The 18,960-nt window shown below is 56.9% G+C and carries 9 protein-coding genes; 4 read left to right on the forward strand and 5 right to left on the reverse strand.

Going from position 1 to position 18,960, the window contains the following annotated elements:
- Positions 1–11 precede the first annotated feature (11 nt).
- The 5 genes from HDF12_RS04630 to HDF12_RS04650 form a co-directional block, all read right to left on the reverse strand.
- A complete protein-coding gene (locus tag HDF12_RS04630; protein ID WP_179581433.1) occupies positions 12–1,472 on the reverse strand; it encodes an NCS1 family nucleobase:cation symporter-1 in 1,461 nt (486 codons plus the stop codon).
- Positions 1,463–2,866: a dihydropyrimidinase gene (gene hydA, locus HDF12_RS04635; RefSeq protein ID WP_179581434.1), complete on the reverse strand. Its 1,404-nt coding sequence runs from the start codon at positions 2,864–2,866 to the stop codon at positions 1,463–1,465. The genes HDF12_RS04630 and hydA overlap by 10 nt, the downstream gene beginning before the upstream one ends.
- 73 nt (positions 2,867–2,939) lie before the next feature.
- Positions 2,940–4,364, reverse strand: coding sequence for an NAD-dependent dihydropyrimidine dehydrogenase subunit PreA (gene preA, locus HDF12_RS04640; RefSeq protein ID WP_179581435.1), 1,425 nt, complete (start codon positions 4,362–4,364; stop codon positions 2,940–2,942).
- Positions 4,351–5,709, reverse strand: a complete 1,359-nt coding sequence (locus HDF12_RS04645) for an NAD(P)-dependent oxidoreductase (protein WP_179581436.1) — start codon at positions 5,707–5,709, stop codon at positions 4,351–4,353. The genes preA and HDF12_RS04645 overlap by 14 nt, the downstream gene beginning before the upstream one ends.
- A 282-nt stretch (positions 5,710–5,991) precedes the next feature.
- On the reverse strand, positions 5,992–7,254 hold the full coding sequence (locus HDF12_RS04650) for a Zn-dependent hydrolase (RefSeq protein WP_179581437.1): 1,263 nt from the start codon (positions 7,252–7,254) through the stop codon (positions 5,992–5,994).
- Between the two features lie 239 nt (positions 7,255–7,493).
- Between HDF12_RS04650 and HDF12_RS04655 the strand changes: the two genes are divergently transcribed.
- The 4 genes from HDF12_RS04655 (at position 7,494) to HDF12_RS04670 (ending at position 18,744) form a co-directional block, all read left to right on the forward strand.
- Positions 7,494–9,737, forward strand: a complete 2,244-nt coding sequence (locus tag HDF12_RS04655) for an acylase (RefSeq protein ID WP_218892298.1) — start codon at positions 7,494–7,496, stop codon at positions 9,735–9,737.
- Positions 9,738–9,894: 157 nt separating this feature from the next.
- On the forward strand, positions 9,895–10,542 hold the full coding sequence (locus HDF12_RS04660) for a GntR family transcriptional regulator (protein ID WP_179581438.1): 648 nt from the start codon (positions 9,895–9,897) through the stop codon (positions 10,540–10,542).
- Positions 10,543–11,189: 647 nt separating this feature from the next.
- Positions 11,190–14,642, forward strand: a complete 3,453-nt coding sequence (locus HDF12_RS04665; protein WP_179581439.1) for a carboxypeptidase-like regulatory domain-containing protein — start codon at positions 11,190–11,192, stop codon at positions 14,640–14,642.
- Between the two features lie 529 nt (positions 14,643–15,171).
- Positions 15,172–18,744, forward strand: a complete 3,573-nt coding sequence (locus tag HDF12_RS04670) for a TonB-dependent receptor (protein WP_257025347.1) — start codon at positions 15,172–15,174, stop codon at positions 18,742–18,744.
- Positions 18,745–18,960: the final 216 nt, after the last annotated feature.

Genomic DNA, 18,960 nt, shown 5'->3' on the forward strand with positions numbered 1-18,960 from the left:
AGTTAAGTGTGTCACGACGCCACTCCCGTGCGAAGATCCGCTCGATACCCCAACATGAGCAGATAGTAGCTGACCGCCGCAACAAAGAAACCAACGAACCACGCGTAATCGTAGAGGAACCGCAAGGAGGGAACAGCAAGACCAATTAGAGCGACAATTACACCGGCGCCCAGCGCAATGATCGCTCTGGGATTGATCCCACGAGTGTACTCGTAGGGTCCTCCGCGACGATACAGAGACACCGTATCCAGCCGCGTCCCACGAATCAAAAAATAATCCGCGACCATGATGCCTGCAACCGGTCCCAGCAATCCCGAGTAGCCGATGAGCCACCCAAAGATGTAGTTGCCGAAGCTGCTCATCAGCTTCCACGGCATCATCGCGAGCCCTAACAGGCCGGTAATCAATCCCCCAGTTCGGAAGCTGATCAGTCCAGGAGCAAGGTTTGAAAAGTCGTTTGACGGCGAAACCACATTCGCGCCAATGTTCACATTCAGTGTCGCAATCAAAAGAGCAACCAGCGCCAGCAAAGCTGCGAACGGTTGATGAAATCGCCCAAGCAAAGTGATCGGCGACCAAACCGGCTCTCCAAAGATAGTGACAGATGCCGAAGTGCAAGCGATCCCGATGAACGAGTAAAGCACCATCGCAACCGGCAGACCGAACGCCTGTCCGACGATCTGCGAATCTTGAGACCTCGCATAGCGAGTAAAGTCCGGGATATTCAGCGACAGCGTCGCCCAGTACCCAACCATCGCCGTCAGCGACGGAAAGAAGAACCGAAGAAAGCTGCCAGTCGTATGGAAATGGCTAGGCGCCGAAAGCATCGGGCCAAACCCACCCGCCTTATGCAGCATCCAGAAGAGAAGCGTCAGCGACATAACGAGCATGAAGGGAGCAGAGAAACTCTGCAAAAATCGGATCGACTCGACGCCTCGCCAAACGACATACATATTCAGGAGCCAGAATCCAAGAAAGCTCGCCCACAACACGAAGGGCATATCTGCGGTCTGAGGCCACAGCACACCGATCATCGCTGCAATAGCCTGCCCTCCAAGCCACGACTGGATCCCGAACCATCCGCAGGCCACAACGGCCCGCAGCATCGCCGGAAGATTAGCTCCCCGTGTCCCAAAGCTCGCACGGACAAACACGGGGAAGGGAATACCGTACTTCGCCCCCGCGTGCGCGTTCAGCAGCATCGGCACCAGTACGATCAGATTCCCCAGAAGGATCGTCAAAATCGCCTGCTTCCAGTTCATGCCGCCCGCGATCAGTGAAGACGCAAGCATATACGTCGTCACCTCCATCGACATGGAGAACCACAGCGCGATGTAGTTATAAGTCCCCCACGTTCGCTGCGCAGCGACAGTAGGTGCCAGATCCGCGTTATAGAGGCGCGAGTCATGTTTCACTGCGAGATCCGCCGCGGATTGATCGAGAGCTCGCGTCGAAATCGAACTCACTGCCATGCCCCTCCCCTTGCCTCTCGCCGTAGATACTGACCGCGGCCAACCGCAGCAACATACCCTCCTCCATCTGCAACAAGCTCACCGCGCGAGTAAACCCGCCGTGCATTGCCCTTCACCTTCCATCCTTCAAACAGAGAAAAATCACACCGCATGTTGTGGGTTGTTGCGGAGATAATGTGTTCCACCTCGGGATCCCACAGAACGATATCTGCATCGGAGCCTGCAGCAATCGTCCCCTTCTTCGGATACATCCCGAAGATGCGCGCTGGCGCGGTGGACGTAATCTCGACGAAGCGCTGCAGCGAAATCTTTCCCGCATTCACGCCGAAGTGATACAGCAACTGCATTCGATTCTCCACGCCGGGACCGCCGTTGGGAATTTTGCTGAAGTCGTTCCTCCCTAGCTGCTTCTGATCCGCAAAGCAGAACGGGCAGTGATCGGTCGAAACCACCTGCAAATTATCCGTAGCCAGCCCATCCCAAAGCTTCGGCTGGTTCTTCTTCTCGCGCAGCGGAGGAGTGAAGACATACTTCGCCTCCTCGAAACTCTTTCCGGGCATCTGGTCTTCGATCGACAACAAGAGATACTGCGGACAAGTCTCTGCAAACGCCGGAACTCCTCGATCACGAGCCTCGCGAACCTGGTTCAGCGCGTCTTCGCTCGAGAGATGAACGATGTACACGGGTACTCCAGCCATCTCGGCCAGGGCGATCGAGCGGTTCACCGCCTCAGCCTCGGCCTTTGTCGGCCTTGTAAGCGCATGATAAACAGGAGCAGTCTTCCCCTCCGCAAGCGCCTGCTGCACAATCACATCGATCGCACTTCCATTCTCGGCGTGCATACACACCAGCGCACCATTCTTCGCAGTCTGCTGCAGCGCTTTGAAGATCGTGCCGTCATCTACCATCAGCACATTCGGGTAAGCCATAAAGAGCTTGAAGCTGGCGACACCCTCCCGCACCATGTCGTCCATATCGTGCAGACCCTGTTTGCCGTTGTCGGAGCCAAGGTCGGTCACAATCATATGCAGTCCGTAGTCAATGCAGGCCTTACCGTCAGCCTTCGCCATCCAGATATCGAGCGCGTCCCGCATACGCGTTCCCTTCGCCTGAATCGCAAAATCGACGATAGTAGTTGTCCCGCCGATCGCCGCTGCACGAGTGCCGGTCAGGAAGTCATCTGCAGAGACCGTCCCCCCAAACGGCATATCCATATGCGTATGCGCGTCGATGCCGCCCGGCAAAACAAAGAGCCCAGCAGCGTCCACAACCGTATGCCCCGCAGGATCGATGCTAGCCCGCACCTCCGATACCGTGCTGCCATCAATCAACACGTCTGCCTTTTCGGAGCGATCGGCCGTGACAACGATGCCGTTCTGAATCAGAGTTCCCATACGTTGCTCCCGACTGTTTGAGCGCTACAGTTCACGACACAAGATGATGCTCCATCCCCCAAAACACATCGAATTATGTATTCGTACTCATCACTTCACTAGCGCCCGTCGGGACCAAGCCTTTGGCAACACGCTCCTCCCAGCTCTCGAACGGAAGATCCTTGTCGATGCGCTCCATCGTGATGCAGTTCTCAACCGGGCAAACCAGCGAACAAAGATTGCAGCCCACGCAATGGTGTTCGTCTACCCGCGGGATACGCTCAAGCGGCGTAATCGCATTCGTCCTGCCCGAAGATCCCGCGTCAAGCTTCGGAATAGGCGTAGTCGAAATTCGCCGCGCAGATTCAGCCTCAACCATCCCCGGCGTTCGCGTCGTATCCGGCGCAGAAGAGGTGCGATCAAGATGGATGCACTGATGCGCGCCATCCCAGCACGCCGTATAGCAAAGCTGGCATCCGATACATAGATCCTCATGAATGCGAGCAACGATCTGGTAGTTGAGATTCAGCTGCTTCCACTCGCGAACATTCGGAAGCGACAATCCGCGAAAGTCTTCAATCGTTGCGAATCCCTTTTCCCCCATCCAATTCAACAGTCCGTCCTGCATATCTTCGACGATTCTGTAGCCGAAGTGCATCGCGGCAGTGCATACCTGCACAGTGTTGCAGCCCAACAAAATAAACTCTGTCGCATCTCGCCAACTTCCAATCCCGCCAATCCCTGACAGAGGAAGCACACTCGCAGCGTCAGCCTGAATCTGTTGAACCATATTGAGCGCAATCGGTTTCACTGCAGGCCCGCAGTACCCGCCGTGTGAACTCTTGCCGTCTACATTTGGATTTGGCTGAAACGTATCAAGATCGATGCCTGTAATCGAGTTGATCGTATTGATCGCGGAGAGTGCATCGGCCCCTCCGCGCTTTGCAGCTCGCGCAGGCACACGAATATCCGAGATGTTCGGTGTCAGCTTAACAATCACAGGCGTTCGAGCCTTTTCCTTCACCCATCCCGTAATCTGCTCACAGTACTCCGGTACCTGTCCCACCGCAGATCCCATGCCCCGTTCGCTCATCCCATGCGGACACCCAAAATTAAGTTCTAACCCGTCTGCGCCCGCATCCTCCGCCCGTTGGACAATGTCATGCCAGCTCTTACGCTTGCTCTCAACCATCAGCGAAGCGATCACTACATGCTTCGGATATCGCCGCTTCACCTCCGCGATCTCCTGCAGGTTCACCTCGATCGGGCGATCCGAGATGAGCTCGATATTATTGAAGCCCATCATCCGCCGCCCCTCCCAATCGATCGACGAGTAGCGCGAGCTCACATTCGTAATCGGCTCGCCAATCGTCTTCCACACCGCTCCTCCCCAACCCGCATCGAAGGCCCGCATGATCTGCTCGCCGCAGTTGGTCGGCGGCGCAGACGCGAGCCAAAATGGATTCAGGCACTCAATGCCGCAGAAAGTGCTCGCAAGCGTCGGTTTAGACTTTGACATGTTGCACCCCCAACCATCCAGCGATTCCGATTCCAGCGCGCTTCCCGTCCGCCACCGCGTCCACGACCTCGCGCCCCCCGTTCGTACAATCTCCCCCCGCAAAAAACTTAGACTGTGAAGTCTGTCCTGTCGCCCGATCGATCACAATCCGGCCACGCTCCAGCTGAATCTTCCCGAACGCACTCGAAGACCCAGAGAGAAAATCCGCATGCGTAGCCTGTCCAATCGACAACACGATCAGGTCAACATCGAGAACAAACTCCGAACCCTTCTGAAACACAATCGAACCATCCTCGGTCGACTCAAGTTTCGTCAGCTCGATCCCCGCCACAACCCCATCCCCGCAAATGCCCGTCGGCTGAACGTGCCAGAGGAATTTCACACCCTCGTTCTTAGCGTGCTCATATTCAAACGTGAACGCCGACATCTGCTCCGCACCTCGCCTATAGACAATGTGCACATCAACTGCCCCGAGTCGCACCGCAGCAATTGCCGCATCAATAGCGGTATTTCCCGCTCCCACCACTACCACGCGCTCCGGTATTGTCGTCATCGAACCGGACTTATACCCGGCAATCAGGTCAAGAGCATTCGTCACTCCCGCAAGTTCCTCTCCGGCGACGCCAAGCTGATGAATCGCACCGAGCCCAATTCCTAAAAAGACCGCATCATGCTTTCGTTGGAGTTCAGCAAGTCCGGATGCATCGATCCGCGTCTCAAAGTGAAAGTCCACTCCCAACTGCGAAAGCATCTCGATCTCCCGCAGACTCTCCACCAGCGGCAGCTTGTACTCCGCAACCCCATACGTGTTCAGGCCACCGGGCAACGGTCGCGCATCATATAGACGTGCACGAATTCCACGCCTTCGCAGCTCGGCAGCGCAAGCAAGTGAAGCAGGTCCCGCGCCGATCAACGCGACCGACAGCCCAGTCTCCGGCCCAGGTTCAAACGGAAGCGGAGCTCCGCTTTCGTACAACGCATCCATCGCGAAGCGCTGAAGCCGCGCAATCTGAATCGGCTGTTTGTTGTAGCGATGCATCACACAAGCCCCTTCGCAAAGCACCTCTACCGGACAAGCGCGAGAGCAACTGGCACCCAGAATATTCGCATCCAGTATCGTGCGCGCGGAGCCAGAAAGATTCCCGCTTGCAATCTTCTTGATGAAGCCCGGCACATCGATGTGCGTCGGACAAGCGATCGTACACGGCGCATCGAAGCAATAGAGACAGCGATTCGCCTCAGGCACCGCCGCCTGCCTGTCGAACGGTGGATGCAGATCGCCAAAACGTTCTGCCACCTTGGGCGCAGTTACGATCTGCAGAGGAAAGGGAACTCGCTCGCTCATCAGAATCCAATCACCTCGTCAGGCTCATCGAAACCGCAGCACTCAATAGACGCATTCCTCATTGATGTCTCATGCATGGGCCTGCTGCAGTTGGCGAAACTTCCATGGAATGAAAGCAACTGCATCATGGAAGACAACATGAATCCTCCTTGGGCTGCATACTCTTCCGTCAGGAGTGACTATTATGCACTATCTCAACCAAACTTACGGCCAGATAAAGAAATCTAAGACTTCACATCGCGCGTTGCATGATCCAGAGATGAGACCAACTCCAATCTCGAATCACGACGCCTGGCCGTTTCTCTCCTGATCCCTCAACCACTTCATAGTCTTCCCGGCAAGCCGGTCAAAGGCCCGCACGGCCAGCATCAAATCTTCGACCTTCGTATCTTCCGCCTTGTTGTGGCTCAGCCCGGCAACAGATTGAGTAAACATCATGACAGTCGGAATCCCGGCGCGCGCCACCTCCGCAGCATCATGCAACGGCCCGGAGGGCAGCCTGTGGAACGTGCCAGCAATCTCAAGGATCGCCTCCTCGCAAAACTCAATCAGTCGCGCATCAAACGGTATCGGCTCAATACTCCAGATCCTCGACCAATCGACTGTGCAGCCTTCTTCCTTCGCAAAGCGTTCACTCGCAGTGCGAGCCTCAGCCAGCATAGAAGCGAGTACCTCCGCGTCGAGATCACGCATATCAAGCGTCGTCTCGCAACGCCCAACCACAGCCGTCACAATCCCGGGAAAAGTCTTCACGCTTCCCATCGTCGCAACGGCGTCCGGGTGTTTTCGTGCAATCGGGCGAATCTCAAGCGCCAGTTTCGCCGCAGCAGCCAGTGCATCCCGCCGTACACTCATCGGAGTAGACCCAGAATGAGCCTCCTGTCCGTGGAACGCAACCGCGTGTCGTTCAACACCCTTGGTGCCGAGCACCGCCCCCAGCGGGATCCCCATACTCTCAAGCACCGGTCCCTGCTCGATATGTAACTCCAGATAAGCGGCGGCGTTTCTCCGTTCCCTTGTCGCTTCTCCAATCTGTTCCACGTTGATCTGACAACTCCGAAGAGCGTCCTCCAGCCGAACTCCATCGCGATCCGTGCGACTACGATCAGCCTCAATCGTATGGGTCCCCGCAAACGCGGAAGATCCGAAGAGACTTCGCCCAAAACGCGCGCCCTCTTCATCAGCCCAATCGACCAGCCGAATCGTGATCGGCGGCTTGCCGTCAAAATCTTCCACTAGGCCGCGCAACACCTCTAAGCCAGCCAGGACCCCAAGACATCCATCCAGCCATCCGCCGTTAGGCACCGAGTCAAGGTGACTCCCAAGAATAAGAGCGCGATCCGAATCTCCGCTAAGCGTAGTCCAGGAGTTTCCAGCGGCATCGTAATGATGCTCCAATGGCAGTCCCTTCAGCTTGCTCTGGAACCACGAACGCGCATCGAGCCAAACCGAAGTCCAGGCCACCCGCTGGGCGCCATTCTCGTCAGCCGTCAGGGCACGAAGTTCTTTAAGATCAGAGACTACTCGTAGTGAATCAACGGGCACGCATCTTCTCCTGAATAATTAACGTTATACCTGCCAACCCGATATATATAGAGAGATGAATTGGATACACGAGACTGTAGGTTCGACATCTCATCCTCAAAACCTGCATTTCGCCACTCCGCGGCGTTGCCAGCTCCGAATCTCTCATCAGCACAGGAGAGGTACACTACTCGCACCGCGACTACTGTATTCGTCTCGTCCAGACGGAGCACACCCATCCCCACCGGAGGCCACGCTGTTTGATCTGCTGCCGACGTTGTCTGAACCTCGTTCTCTCCCTTACGCTCTTATCCTCCACGCTCCACGCAGCCGAAATCGGCGATTCCGCGCGCTGGAAGCGAGAAGCAGCCAATGTCTCCATCACACGCGACGACTGGGGTATCGCGCACATCCACGGTAAAACGGACGCCGATGCCGTCTTCGGCATGGAGTACGCCCAGGCCGAAGACGACTTCAACCGCGTCGAGACGAACTACATCAACGCCCTCGGCCGTCTCGCCGAAGCTGAAGGCGAATCGCGCATCTACCAAGACCTTCGCATGAAGCTCTTCATCGACCCCGTGGCGTTGAAGAAACAATACGCAGCCAGCCCCGCATGGCTCCGCACCCTCATGGACGCCTTCGCCGACGGCCTCAACTTCTACCTCTATAAACATCCCGAAGTAAAACCCCGAGTCATCCAACACTTCGAACCGTGGATGGCCCTATCCTTCACAGAAGGCAGCATCGGCGGCGACATCGAACGCATCGACCTCGCCCAGCTCGAGGCCTTCTACTCTCATCCCGCCGCAATCCACGCCTCCAAACCCATCACCTCTCGCGACGAAGTAGCCTACGTCCACGACAGCGATCCTCCCGAGCCCACCGGCTCCAACGGAATGGCCATCGCGCCCTCGAACACCGCCGATCATCACGCCCTCCTCCTTATCAACCCTCACACCTCCTTTTTCTTCCGCTCCGAACTTCAAATGGCCAGCGACGAAAACCTCAACGCCTACGGAGCCGTCACCTGGGGTCAGTTCTTCATCTACCAGGGCTTCAACGAGCGAGCCGGCTGGATGCACACCTCCAGCGGAGTCGACGCAGTAGACGAGTATCTCGAAACCGTCGAGAAGAAGGGCGACCACTTCACCTACAAGTACGGCAATCAGCAGCGCCCCGTCACCGCCGAGCAAATAACCGTCCCCTACAAAACCGACCACGGAATGGCCGAAAAGAAGTTCATCATCTACCGCACTCATCACGGCCCCATCATCCGCGAAGAGCCCAGCCACGAAGAGCCCAGCCGCGAAGAGAACGCCAGGTGGATCAGCATCCGTCTCATGCACGAGCCCATCAAAGCGCTCACCCAGTCCTACCTCCGCACCAAAGCCACCGACTACAAATCCTTCCGCCAGGCCCTCGAACTCAAAGCCAACTCCTCCAACAACACCATCTTCGCCGACGCCGACGGCGACATCGCCTACTTTCACGGCAACTTCATCCCGCGCCGCGACACCACCTTCGACTTCACCAAGCCCGTCGACGGCAGCAATCCCGCCACAGACTGGAAAGGTCTGCTCACCATCGACGAACTCCCCCAACTCCTCAACCCAGCCAGCGGTTGGCTCTACAACAGCAACAACTGGCCCTGGTCCGGAGCCGGCATCAGCAGCCTTCGCAAGCAGGACTTTCCCCCCTACGTCGAAACCGGAACCGAAACCGCACGCGGCCTCCACGCCATCCGAGTCCTGCAGAATAAAAAAGACTTCACCCTCGACACCCTCATCGCTGCCGCCTACGACAGCTACCTTCCCTGGTTCGACAAAACCATCCCAGCTCTGCTCAAAGCCTGGAACGAAGCACCACTCTCCAGTCTCCTCCGCGCCCGGCTGACCGAACAGATCGCTGCCCTGCGCACATGGGACCAACGCTGGGCCGTCGACTCCATGCCCACCTCTCTCGCCGTCTTCTGGGGCGAAGACATTCGTCGCCTCACAATCGCCGACGCCAAAAAAGCAGGCATCCCCGTCGAAGAGTACATAGCCACCCAAGTCTCCAGCGATCAACTTCTCCAATCCCTCTCCAACGCCTCCGACAGGCTCACCTCCGACTTCGGAACCTGGAAGACTCCATGGGGCGACATCAATCGGTTCCAGCGCCTCACCGGCGATCTTGCCCAGCCCTTCAACGACGCCCAACCGAGCATCCCCGTCGGATTCACCTCCTCGCTCTGGGGTTCCCTCGCGTCCTTCGGAGCCCGGCCCTACCCAGGAACAAAAAAATGGTACGGAACCGTTGGCAACAGCTTCGTAGCCGTAGTCAAGTTCGGAGACAAGGTCCGTGCAAAAGCCGTCACCGCCGGCGGCGAGAGCGGCGACCCCTCTTCCCCCCACTTCAACGACCAGGCAAAGCGCTACACCACCGGCGACCTCCGCGATGTTTACTTTTATCCTTCCGATCTAAAAGGACACATCGAGCGCCAGTACAATCCCGGAAATTAGTGTTCGAATCTCTGACTCCGGTCTCAGTCCTGCTCAATCAATGTCGATCGGCAGGAAAGTAAGTCAGGAAATCTCCCAAAAATGAAAGAAGTCTCGATTTCACGCCACCCATACGAGCTCCAACCTTCGGTCGTGTAGAATCCTCCAGACCACCATCATGATTAAGCTGGCTAAAATCCCAAACCTTACAGAGCTCACCTACCGGAGCATTAAGCAGAGCGTGCTGAATGGGACTTTAGGCGAACTGTCCAGGCTCACCGAAGAGTCCCTTGCCACTCAACTCGGAATCAGCAAGTCCCCGGTCCGCGAAGCGCTCAATCGATTGGAAGCAGAGGGGCTAGTTCGCATTGAAGCCCGCCGCGGGGCCTACGTCCGCCAGTTCTCAGCAAAAGAGATCCGGGATCTCTACGAGCTCCGCGAGGTTCTCGAGGTCCATGCGATCGATGCAGCGACCATCACTCCGAAGTTGCTTAGCGATCTGTCAAACAGCATCAACCGCACCAAAAAGTTTCTCAAGAACGGCAACAAGCTCGAACATATCGAAGAAGACATGCGGTTTCACGGCCTGATCACCGCAGCCACCGGTAACCAGGAGCTCTGCCACGTCCTCGAAAACGTGCAACAAAAAGCTCTTCTCTGCCGTTCCAAATCATATGAACTCTCAGCCACCACCGCGCCCGTAGCTCATACGAAGATCTACCAGGCCCTGAAAAAAGACTCCAAACGCGAGGCGCGACTTGCCATGCGGGACCATATCGTCTTCGTTCGCGAGCGCTTGCTCGCTACCTTCAAGACGCCGGACTGAGCTTCCACTGCACAGCGTCACAGAAACTCCTCTTCAGCGCACGCGATCTGCGACCAGCTCTCAGGCGAAACGATCCTGAGACAAGCGATGAGCCTCCCGGAACTTCGACGTTGTTCTAAAAATCCAACAACTCAAACGTTCACAGCGACGACAAGTCCCCCTGTTTCTGTCCACTCGTTCCCAATTCTTTTCCTGAAACCGTGATTTAAACACCAGCTTCTTGGATCTCCCCTTCTTCACTAAGTCACTGATTCGAAAACCGCGCTGCGCGAATCTCCGCTGCCCATCGGCGTTTGAGGAGACACCGGCGACACATGCGCTGAATTTTCTCCTTGCATGTCAGTACAGTTGTCTATACTATTTGGCCTTCAAAAGAACTGATGATTTTTCGGTCTCAGAAGCGACCCCGAAAGTTCTGTTTTCTGGGTATTTCGGAAGGTTTTTAGGACACAGTTTCATCCGAGGATGTTTACAACACAAGACGCGAAGGATCTGAATTCGCTGCAAGAAGCCACACACTGCAGTGACTCAACCCTAAGGCGCAAACACCAGACAGAAATCTAAGCGACAGTCAAAGTCGCTCGAACAAGAACGTTCCACGAAGTTCGCAACACTCTTTGAGAAAGAAATGGAATTGGAGGCCACCAATGAGAGCACGCATCGCATTATTTAGTTTCTTCACGTTTCTGGTTTGTTCCTTCGCGCACGGGCAGGACATCAGCGCTAAGATCACCGGAACCGTAACCGACGCCTCAGGCGCCGTTATTGCCGGCGCTACCGTCACCGCTCGTGAAAGCTCTCGTGGCACTGTCTATCCCACCAAAACCAACGCCGCCGGTGTCTACTACCTGTCTCCTCTGCCTGTTGGGCAGTACGTGCTCAAGGTGGCAGCTCCCGGCTTCTCCTCCTCAGAGCACCAGGCCATCTCTCTCGACATAGCCCAGACAGCTCGCATCGACGTCGCATTGACCGTCGGTCAGGCCTCGCAGACCGTCGAAGTCTCCAGTGCGCCGCCTCTGCTGCAGACCGATGACAGCTACCTTGGAACTGTTCTCGATGCGCGTGCCAACGTCACTCTGCCGCTCGCAACTCGCAACTACAACCAGCTCACCCTCCTTTCTCCCGGCGCCGTCAGCCTCAATCCTGGCTCCTTCACCGGCTCTCAGGCCAGCTTCCAGGTCGGCCGTCCCTACATCAACGGCAACCGCGAGCAGACCAACAACTACATCCTCGACGGCATGGACAACAACCAGATCGACAACAACGATGTAGCCTTTTCGCCCAGTGTCGACGCCATCCAGGAGTTCAACCTCATCTCCCAGAACGCGCCCTCGTCCTACGGCAACTACCTCGGCGGAATCATCAACGTCACCCTCAAGTCCGGAACCAACCAGTTCCACGGCGACGTCTTCGAGTTCATCCGCAACGACGCCCTCAACGCCAACACCTGGAAAAACGGCCTCACCAAAGGACAGCCGTATATTCCGGGCACCAACAACCCCGACGGAACTGGCCTGAAGCCGATCCTCCGCTGGAACGAGTTTGGCGGATCGGTGGGCGGTCCCATCATCAAAGACAAGCTCTTCTTCTTCGTGGATTACCAGGGCTCGCGTTTTGACCAGCCGGCGACCTCCGTGCCGTACACCGTATTCACCGCTGCAGAACGTCAGGGTAACTTCGCCAGCATCTGTTCCGCGGGCTTCAACGCATCAGGCATCTGCAACAACCTCACCCAGCAACTCTACAATCCGTATTCATCGCCAACGCCCGGCGGCCGTACCCCATTCCTCTACAACAAGATCAACATTCCGCTCAGCTCCGCCGCTTCGAAGATTCTCAACTCGAATCTCTATCCCGCACCCATCAACGATCTGACCACAGGCAACCAGGTCAACGTGACGCACTCCTTCACAAACAGCGATCAAGGCGATCTTAAAATCGACTGGATTGCTAGCCAGAAGGATCATGTCTACGCCCGCTACTCGCAGCAGCACATTACCAACCCAACCACCAACAGCCAGCTGCTCACCGGCGACTCCGACAACGAGTTCCCACTCTATAACGGTGTCATCGACTACACCCACACCTTCAACCCGTCCCTCCTCAACAATGCCCGTATCGGGACCAGCTACTTTCCAGTGACCGAAGGCTACACCAATCCCACCGGACAGAACCTTCCCTCCACCTTCGGCATCGCAGGAGCCGCACCGAATCAAACCTTCCTGCCCCTGCAGATGTTCTCAGGTGCCAGCTACGGCCCGATGTTCGGCAACAACAATCTCGTCTCGCAGTTCCATGACACCGTCGTTCAGGCGGAAGACACCGTCACCATCATTCGCGGCAAGCACACCGTCAACGTCGGATTCGAGTTCTACAACTACCGCACCAATGTTCTCTACGTTGGCAACTCAGGTCTGGCCGGTGAGTTCATCTACAACGGCTCGTTCACCAGCAATCCCTCAGTCGTCATCCCACCCTCTGGCCCAGGCGGAGCCTCCTCGACCCCAACCGGCTGGGCAGAAGCCGACTTTCTCCTCGGCCTGCCCCAAAACGTTGGACTCGGCTCGGGCGGTGGTCGCAGTCTGCGCAACAGTCTTTATTCCGGATTCGTTCAAGATGATTGGCACGCGCTCCCGAACCTGACCTTGAACCTCGGCCTCCGCTATGAAGTCGTTACCCCGCGCGCTGAAGCCCACAATCAGGCAACCAACTACGGCCTCTTCACCGGAGAAGTCCAGATTGCAGGACTGAACGGCAACTCCAAAGCCCTCTACAACCAATACAACGGCCCCACCAACTTCCAGCCGCGCCTCGGCTTCTCCTGGCAGCCAGGCGGAGATAAATCCATGGTCGTCCGCGGCGCCTACGGTATCTCGAACTTCACCGAGAGCACCGGCACCGGCAACCTCCTCATCCAGAACCCGCCCTTTGCCATCCCCCTCAACGTCACCTACGCGGGTGGCACCCAGGCCCTCCCCACCACTACCCTCGACGAAGGCTTCTCCAGCTTCCCAGCATCCGGATGCACCGAAGCCGCTGCCCTCGCGCAGTCACCGCTCTGCTTCTCAGGCTCTGGCATCCACGCCTTCAATCCCAACGAAATCCGCCCCGCCGTCTCGCAGCAATACAACCTCACCGTCCAGCGTCAGATCGGCAACTCCTCCACCTTCTCCATCGGCTACGTTGGCCAGAAGACCGACCACCTCATGACCATCGCCCTCATCAACCAGAAGGTTCTTGAGGCCGACGGCACCATCGCACCCAGCCCCTACCTCAACCCCACCCTGCAGGGACTGATCGGCCAGGCGCGTCTCACCGCCTCCACCGGTTACTCCAACTACAACGCCCTCCAAGCCAGCTTCCAGCAGCGCCTCAACCACGGCCTCGAACTCCAGGGCAACTACACCTTCTCCAAGTGCCTCGGAAACTCTTCAGGCTTCTACGCGCAATACGGCGACACCAACGCCAGCCTCACCCAGGCCGGCAACAACCACTTCTTCTTCCAGAACACCTACAATCCCGCAGCCGACTACGGTCGATGCGACCAGAACGTAACCAACTCCTTCAACGGCTTCGTCACCTATGACCTTCCCTTCGGCCGAGGCCGTACCTTCGGCTCAAACATCAACCGCGCAGCAGATCTCGTCGCCGGCGGCTGGCAAGTAAACTCCATCCTGCAGTTCCACACCGGCTTCCCCATCACTGCACAGGCCTCCGACAACTCCGGCACGACCTCCGGCTTCCCCCGCGCCAATTGCACCGGGCAGCCGATCGAAACCCCGAAGAAGAAGTCCACCATCCCCGGCAGCCCCGGATACGTCTGGTTCGACTCCTCCTCCGTCTCTCAACCCACCAGCGGCTTCGGCGACTGTCAGGTTGGTAGCTTCACCGGCCCCGGCCTCCAGGCGATCGACTTCAGTGTCTCTAAAACCTTCCACATCGTCGAAAGTCAGAGCCTGCAATTCCGCGCCGAAGCCATCAACGCACTCAACCACCCCATCCTGGTCGCGCCGAATTCAAGCATCGGCACCACCTTCGGTCTCGTCAACAACGCCCAGGGCGAGCGCAACCTTCAATTCGCCTTGAAGTACATGTTCTAACCCTCATTTCAAATTTCCCTTGGGGGAGAGCGCATCAGTACTCTGCGCTCTCCCCTCCTTTTTTAAGGAGTAACCAGCGAGAGTCCGGCAAAACTCCGAAACGTCCGACCACTCGCCCTCGAAATCCGACGTGTGCCCGAGGCCGCGCCCCGCAAAGAGCCCGTCAAGCCCCGCGTTGATCGAATGATCCTCACCGGCAGAGAAACTGGTAAGACCAGTAACGGTGAAGAGTCTCGTCAGCCTCTACAGAGTCACCCCGAGACCAAAAACTTTCTTGACAAGCAATAGTCTGATCCAGCAGAATCCTCAGCCGGGGAAGATTGACGACATTTCCCCTACTCAAACGTTTGAAGTAAATGCAGGACGAGCAACATTTGCCCGGATACGGCGACTTCCATCAAACAAAAACCGTAAGCGAAGCATTTTCATTGTGTTGAAGCAGTCTCAAGAGAACTCTGCCAACACAAGCAGCAGAACGTTAGATCGACTTAAACGTTTTACAAACCCAAGAACCGAAGGGCAGGACAACATGATCTACGATTCAACCACCCAGATGACCCGCCTAGGCCAGTGCGGACGCAGACTATCTCGGGGATGGAGCAAGCCGGCATATCTTCTGGCACTCCTGGTCCTCTTCACCTCAGCAGCCTTCGCGCAGCTGACCACCGCCGACATCCTCGGAACCATCACCGATGCCACAGGCGCCGTCGTTCCCAACGCCACCGTCGTCCTCACCAATACCGGGACGAACGAGAAGCGCACCACCACCTCCAACAGCTCTGGCGACTACAGCTTCAACATCCTTCCGGTCGGCCACTACTCCATCTCCGTCAAAGCCACCGGCTTCGAGGCGGCGATTACCAAGGATCTCTCTGTAGAAGCTGGTGACCGCGCCCGCAACGATGTCCATCTCCAGCTCGGCGCAGAATCAACCGTCGTCGAAGTCACCGCCAGCACTCCGCTCCTCCAGGCCGACAGCGCGACCGTCAGCTCCACCGTGACTGCAAAAGCCGTGCAGGATCTTCCCCTCAACGGACGTAACTTCGTTCAGCTCGTGGGCCTCGTCCCTGGCGCCAACGAGGGAGCAGGCAACGGCCTCTCGAGCGGTGGCCGTCCCGACGATCGTCGTACCAATGCAGCCGGTCTCTCCGTCAACGGACAGGATGACACCCTCAACAACTGGGTAGTCGACGGCATCGACGACAACGAACGCATCATCGGCACCATCGGCATCAAGCCGAACGTCGAAGGTATTCAGGAAATCACGATCCAGACCAACAGCTACGCTCCGGAAGCTGGACGTACTGCCGGCGGAGTCATCAACCTCGTCACCCGCTCTGGAACGAACGCCTTCCATGGTTCGGTCTACGAGTACTTCCGCAACGACATCTTTGACGCCCGCAACGTCTTCGCATCCACCGGAAAGAAACCCGAGCTCCGTCAGAATCAGTACGGCGTCAGCATCGGCGGACCGATCTTCCGAGACAGAACCTTCTTCTACTTTGACTGGGAAGGCCTCCGGAACGTCGCGGGCGTTACCTATACCGGTACCGTACCGACTCAGTCTGAATACAACAACGTCAACAGCATTAACGGTGGATCGCCAGAGGCATTTTTTAGCACGGCTAACGGTACCGCCCAGGCGCATGCGGGACTAATCCCAGCCACCGGTGGACCGGTACCCATCAACCCGATCGCACTGAACTATCTGAAGCTGTTCCCGGCACCTACCAACAGCAATCTCTCGAACAACTACATCATCAGCCCGAGTAAGACCCAGGACTACAACCTCTATGACGCTCGCATAGACCACAGGTTCAACGATAAAAACGTGCTGTTTGGCCGCTGGTCCTACAACAAAGTCACTAGCTTTACGCCCCCCAACTTCGGCACTGTAAACGGTGTCCAGGTTTCGGGTGGAAGGTACAACTTTGACGGTCCCGCATCCGACTTCGCAACACAGTTTGCATTCGGCTTCACGCACATCTTCACACCAGCTCTCTTGCTCGATCTCCGCGCAGGCTACACTCGCATCAACAACCTCTCTCTTCCACTCAACTACGGCATCGGGATCGACCAAAAAGTCGGCTTCCCGGCCAGCCAGACCAACTTCAGCCCGTTTGCTGACTCCTTGACCCCGGTCTCAATCGGACCCTTCGGTGATATCGGCGACGGCGCTTACGTTCCTCTGCAGGACATCGACAACACCTTCCAATACTCCGGTACCGTTAGCTGGACCCTGGGCAACCACAACATCAAGGCAGGCCTCGGTCTCATCCGCCGGCAGGCTCGTAACGTGCAAAGTGCCTCCGCGGTCGGAGCTTATGGCTTCAATCTGACCACAGACAGCAACGGCGATCAGCTGACCCAGCAGAACAACCAGATTGCTTCTACTCTGCTCGGCGCCTTCAACAACCAAACCCGCAACTTCAATATCAACTCTCCTGACTACCGCAGCTGGGAGCCAAGTGGCTTCGTGCAGGATAGCTGGAAGATCAACCCCAAGGTGACCATCGTCTACGGCCTCCGCTACGACGTCTTCACACCATTCACCGAAGCTCACAACCACATCTCAAACTATGACTTCCTCGATGCGCTCTCCAACCCGGCGGCAGCTACCTCGTCTGCGTTGAAGATCGCCAATGTGAATGGAGTCAACTCACAGGTCAACATTCCTACCGATCACGGCGATGTTGCGCCACGCGTTGGCTTCTCCGCATCGCTCACCCCCCAAACCGTTCTCCGTGGTGGTTACGGGCTCAGTTACTTCCCCGGGAACTACACCTCCAACGCCGACCTGAAGAACGTTCCGTTCACCTCCATCTTCAGCCCGGCTTGCCAATCCACTCTCGCGGTTAATATCGAAACCTATGTAAACAACGGCACACTCCCTCCAGGCCAGAACCCGGACTGCGCAGGCGGTCCTTTCAATACAAACTCGAACTTTAGCCAGGGAATCGTTGGTCCGTCTGCTCCGAGTCCAGCGCAGCTCGCAAACCTGAGCCTCATCCCCGGTCTTTCGTTCGTCGCGGAAGCACCGCACTTCAAAAACGCCATGATCCAGCAGTACAACCTGCAAATAGAGCAACAGTTCGGCTCCAACGTCTTCACCATCGGCTACGTCGGCAACATCGGTCAGCATCTGCCCGAATCGATTAACAACATCAACCAGCCGCTGCCCTTCAACCCCATCACCAACGCCGCTGGCGCTGCTCGTCCGCTGGATGCAGCCTTCATTGCAGCCAATCCAAACAAGCCGACCAGCTCGAATTTGGGCGGCGTCAGCTACATCAACAGCGGCGGTATCTCCAACTACAACGCTTTGCAGACCTCCTACCAGCGCCGCTTTACCAAGGGTCTGGCATTTGATGCGAACTACACTTGGGGCAAAGCTCTGAGCGACATCACTGGCTTCTCCCAACAGGGCAGCAACCAGGGTTGGAGCAACGCGGATCCGTTCAATATCCGTGCAACTGAATACGGCATCGCGGAGACCGATATTCAAAACCGCTTCGCTCTCGGTCTGAACTACGAACTCCAGTACGGCAAGCAGTTCACCGGCGCCAAGAAACTCGCCTTCAGCGGATGGTCCTTCAATACCATCACCGTCTGGCAGAGCGGAAAACCCTTCACCATCACCAGCACTGGCAGCGGAGCAGATAACCCTGCTGGCGACGACCCTCTACATCCCGCCAAACGATTCGGCTTCAACAACCGCGCCGTTCCCCAAAACAGCGGAGGCAACGACCGCCCCAGCCAGATCGGAGATGCTCGTGGATCGAGGGCGATTCAGCACTTCTTCAACACTGCGGCCTTCGTTCCTCAACCCCTCGGAACCATTGGAAACGTTCAGCGCAACTCGCTGTTCGGGCCCACCTTCCGCCACGTAGACCTATCCGTGTTCAAGACGTTCGCCATTACCGAGCGGTTCGGACTTCAGTTCCGCGCGGAGAGCTACAACATCTCGAACACGCCCAACTTCTACCTGGGCAATGGCCAACCAGGCGATCAATTCGGCAACCCCGGCTTCGGAAGCATATCGCAGGCCGACCCGAACTACACCCCGCGCCAGTATCAGTTTGCCCTCAAGGTGCTGTTCTAACCCGAACGCGACACAACCAGCCCGTCGGCGAAGAGAAACCCTCTTCGCCGACGGGTACTTTTTGCTCCGAGTCTCAGCTCAGGCTGTTGGGATAGGACCAGAGACGCATTCACAGCCACTCCCTCAGAAGTCGTCATCCTGAACGAAGTGAAGGATCCCTGTATTTCCGTTCGCTCCGGCGCACTTCACAAAAATAAATCTCAAAAACCTGTCACA

The sequence above is a fragment of the Tunturiibacter gelidiferens genome (assembly GCF_013410115.1).
Taxonomy (GTDB): Bacteria; Acidobacteriota; Terriglobia; order Terriglobales; family Acidobacteriaceae; genus Edaphobacter; species Edaphobacter gelidiferens.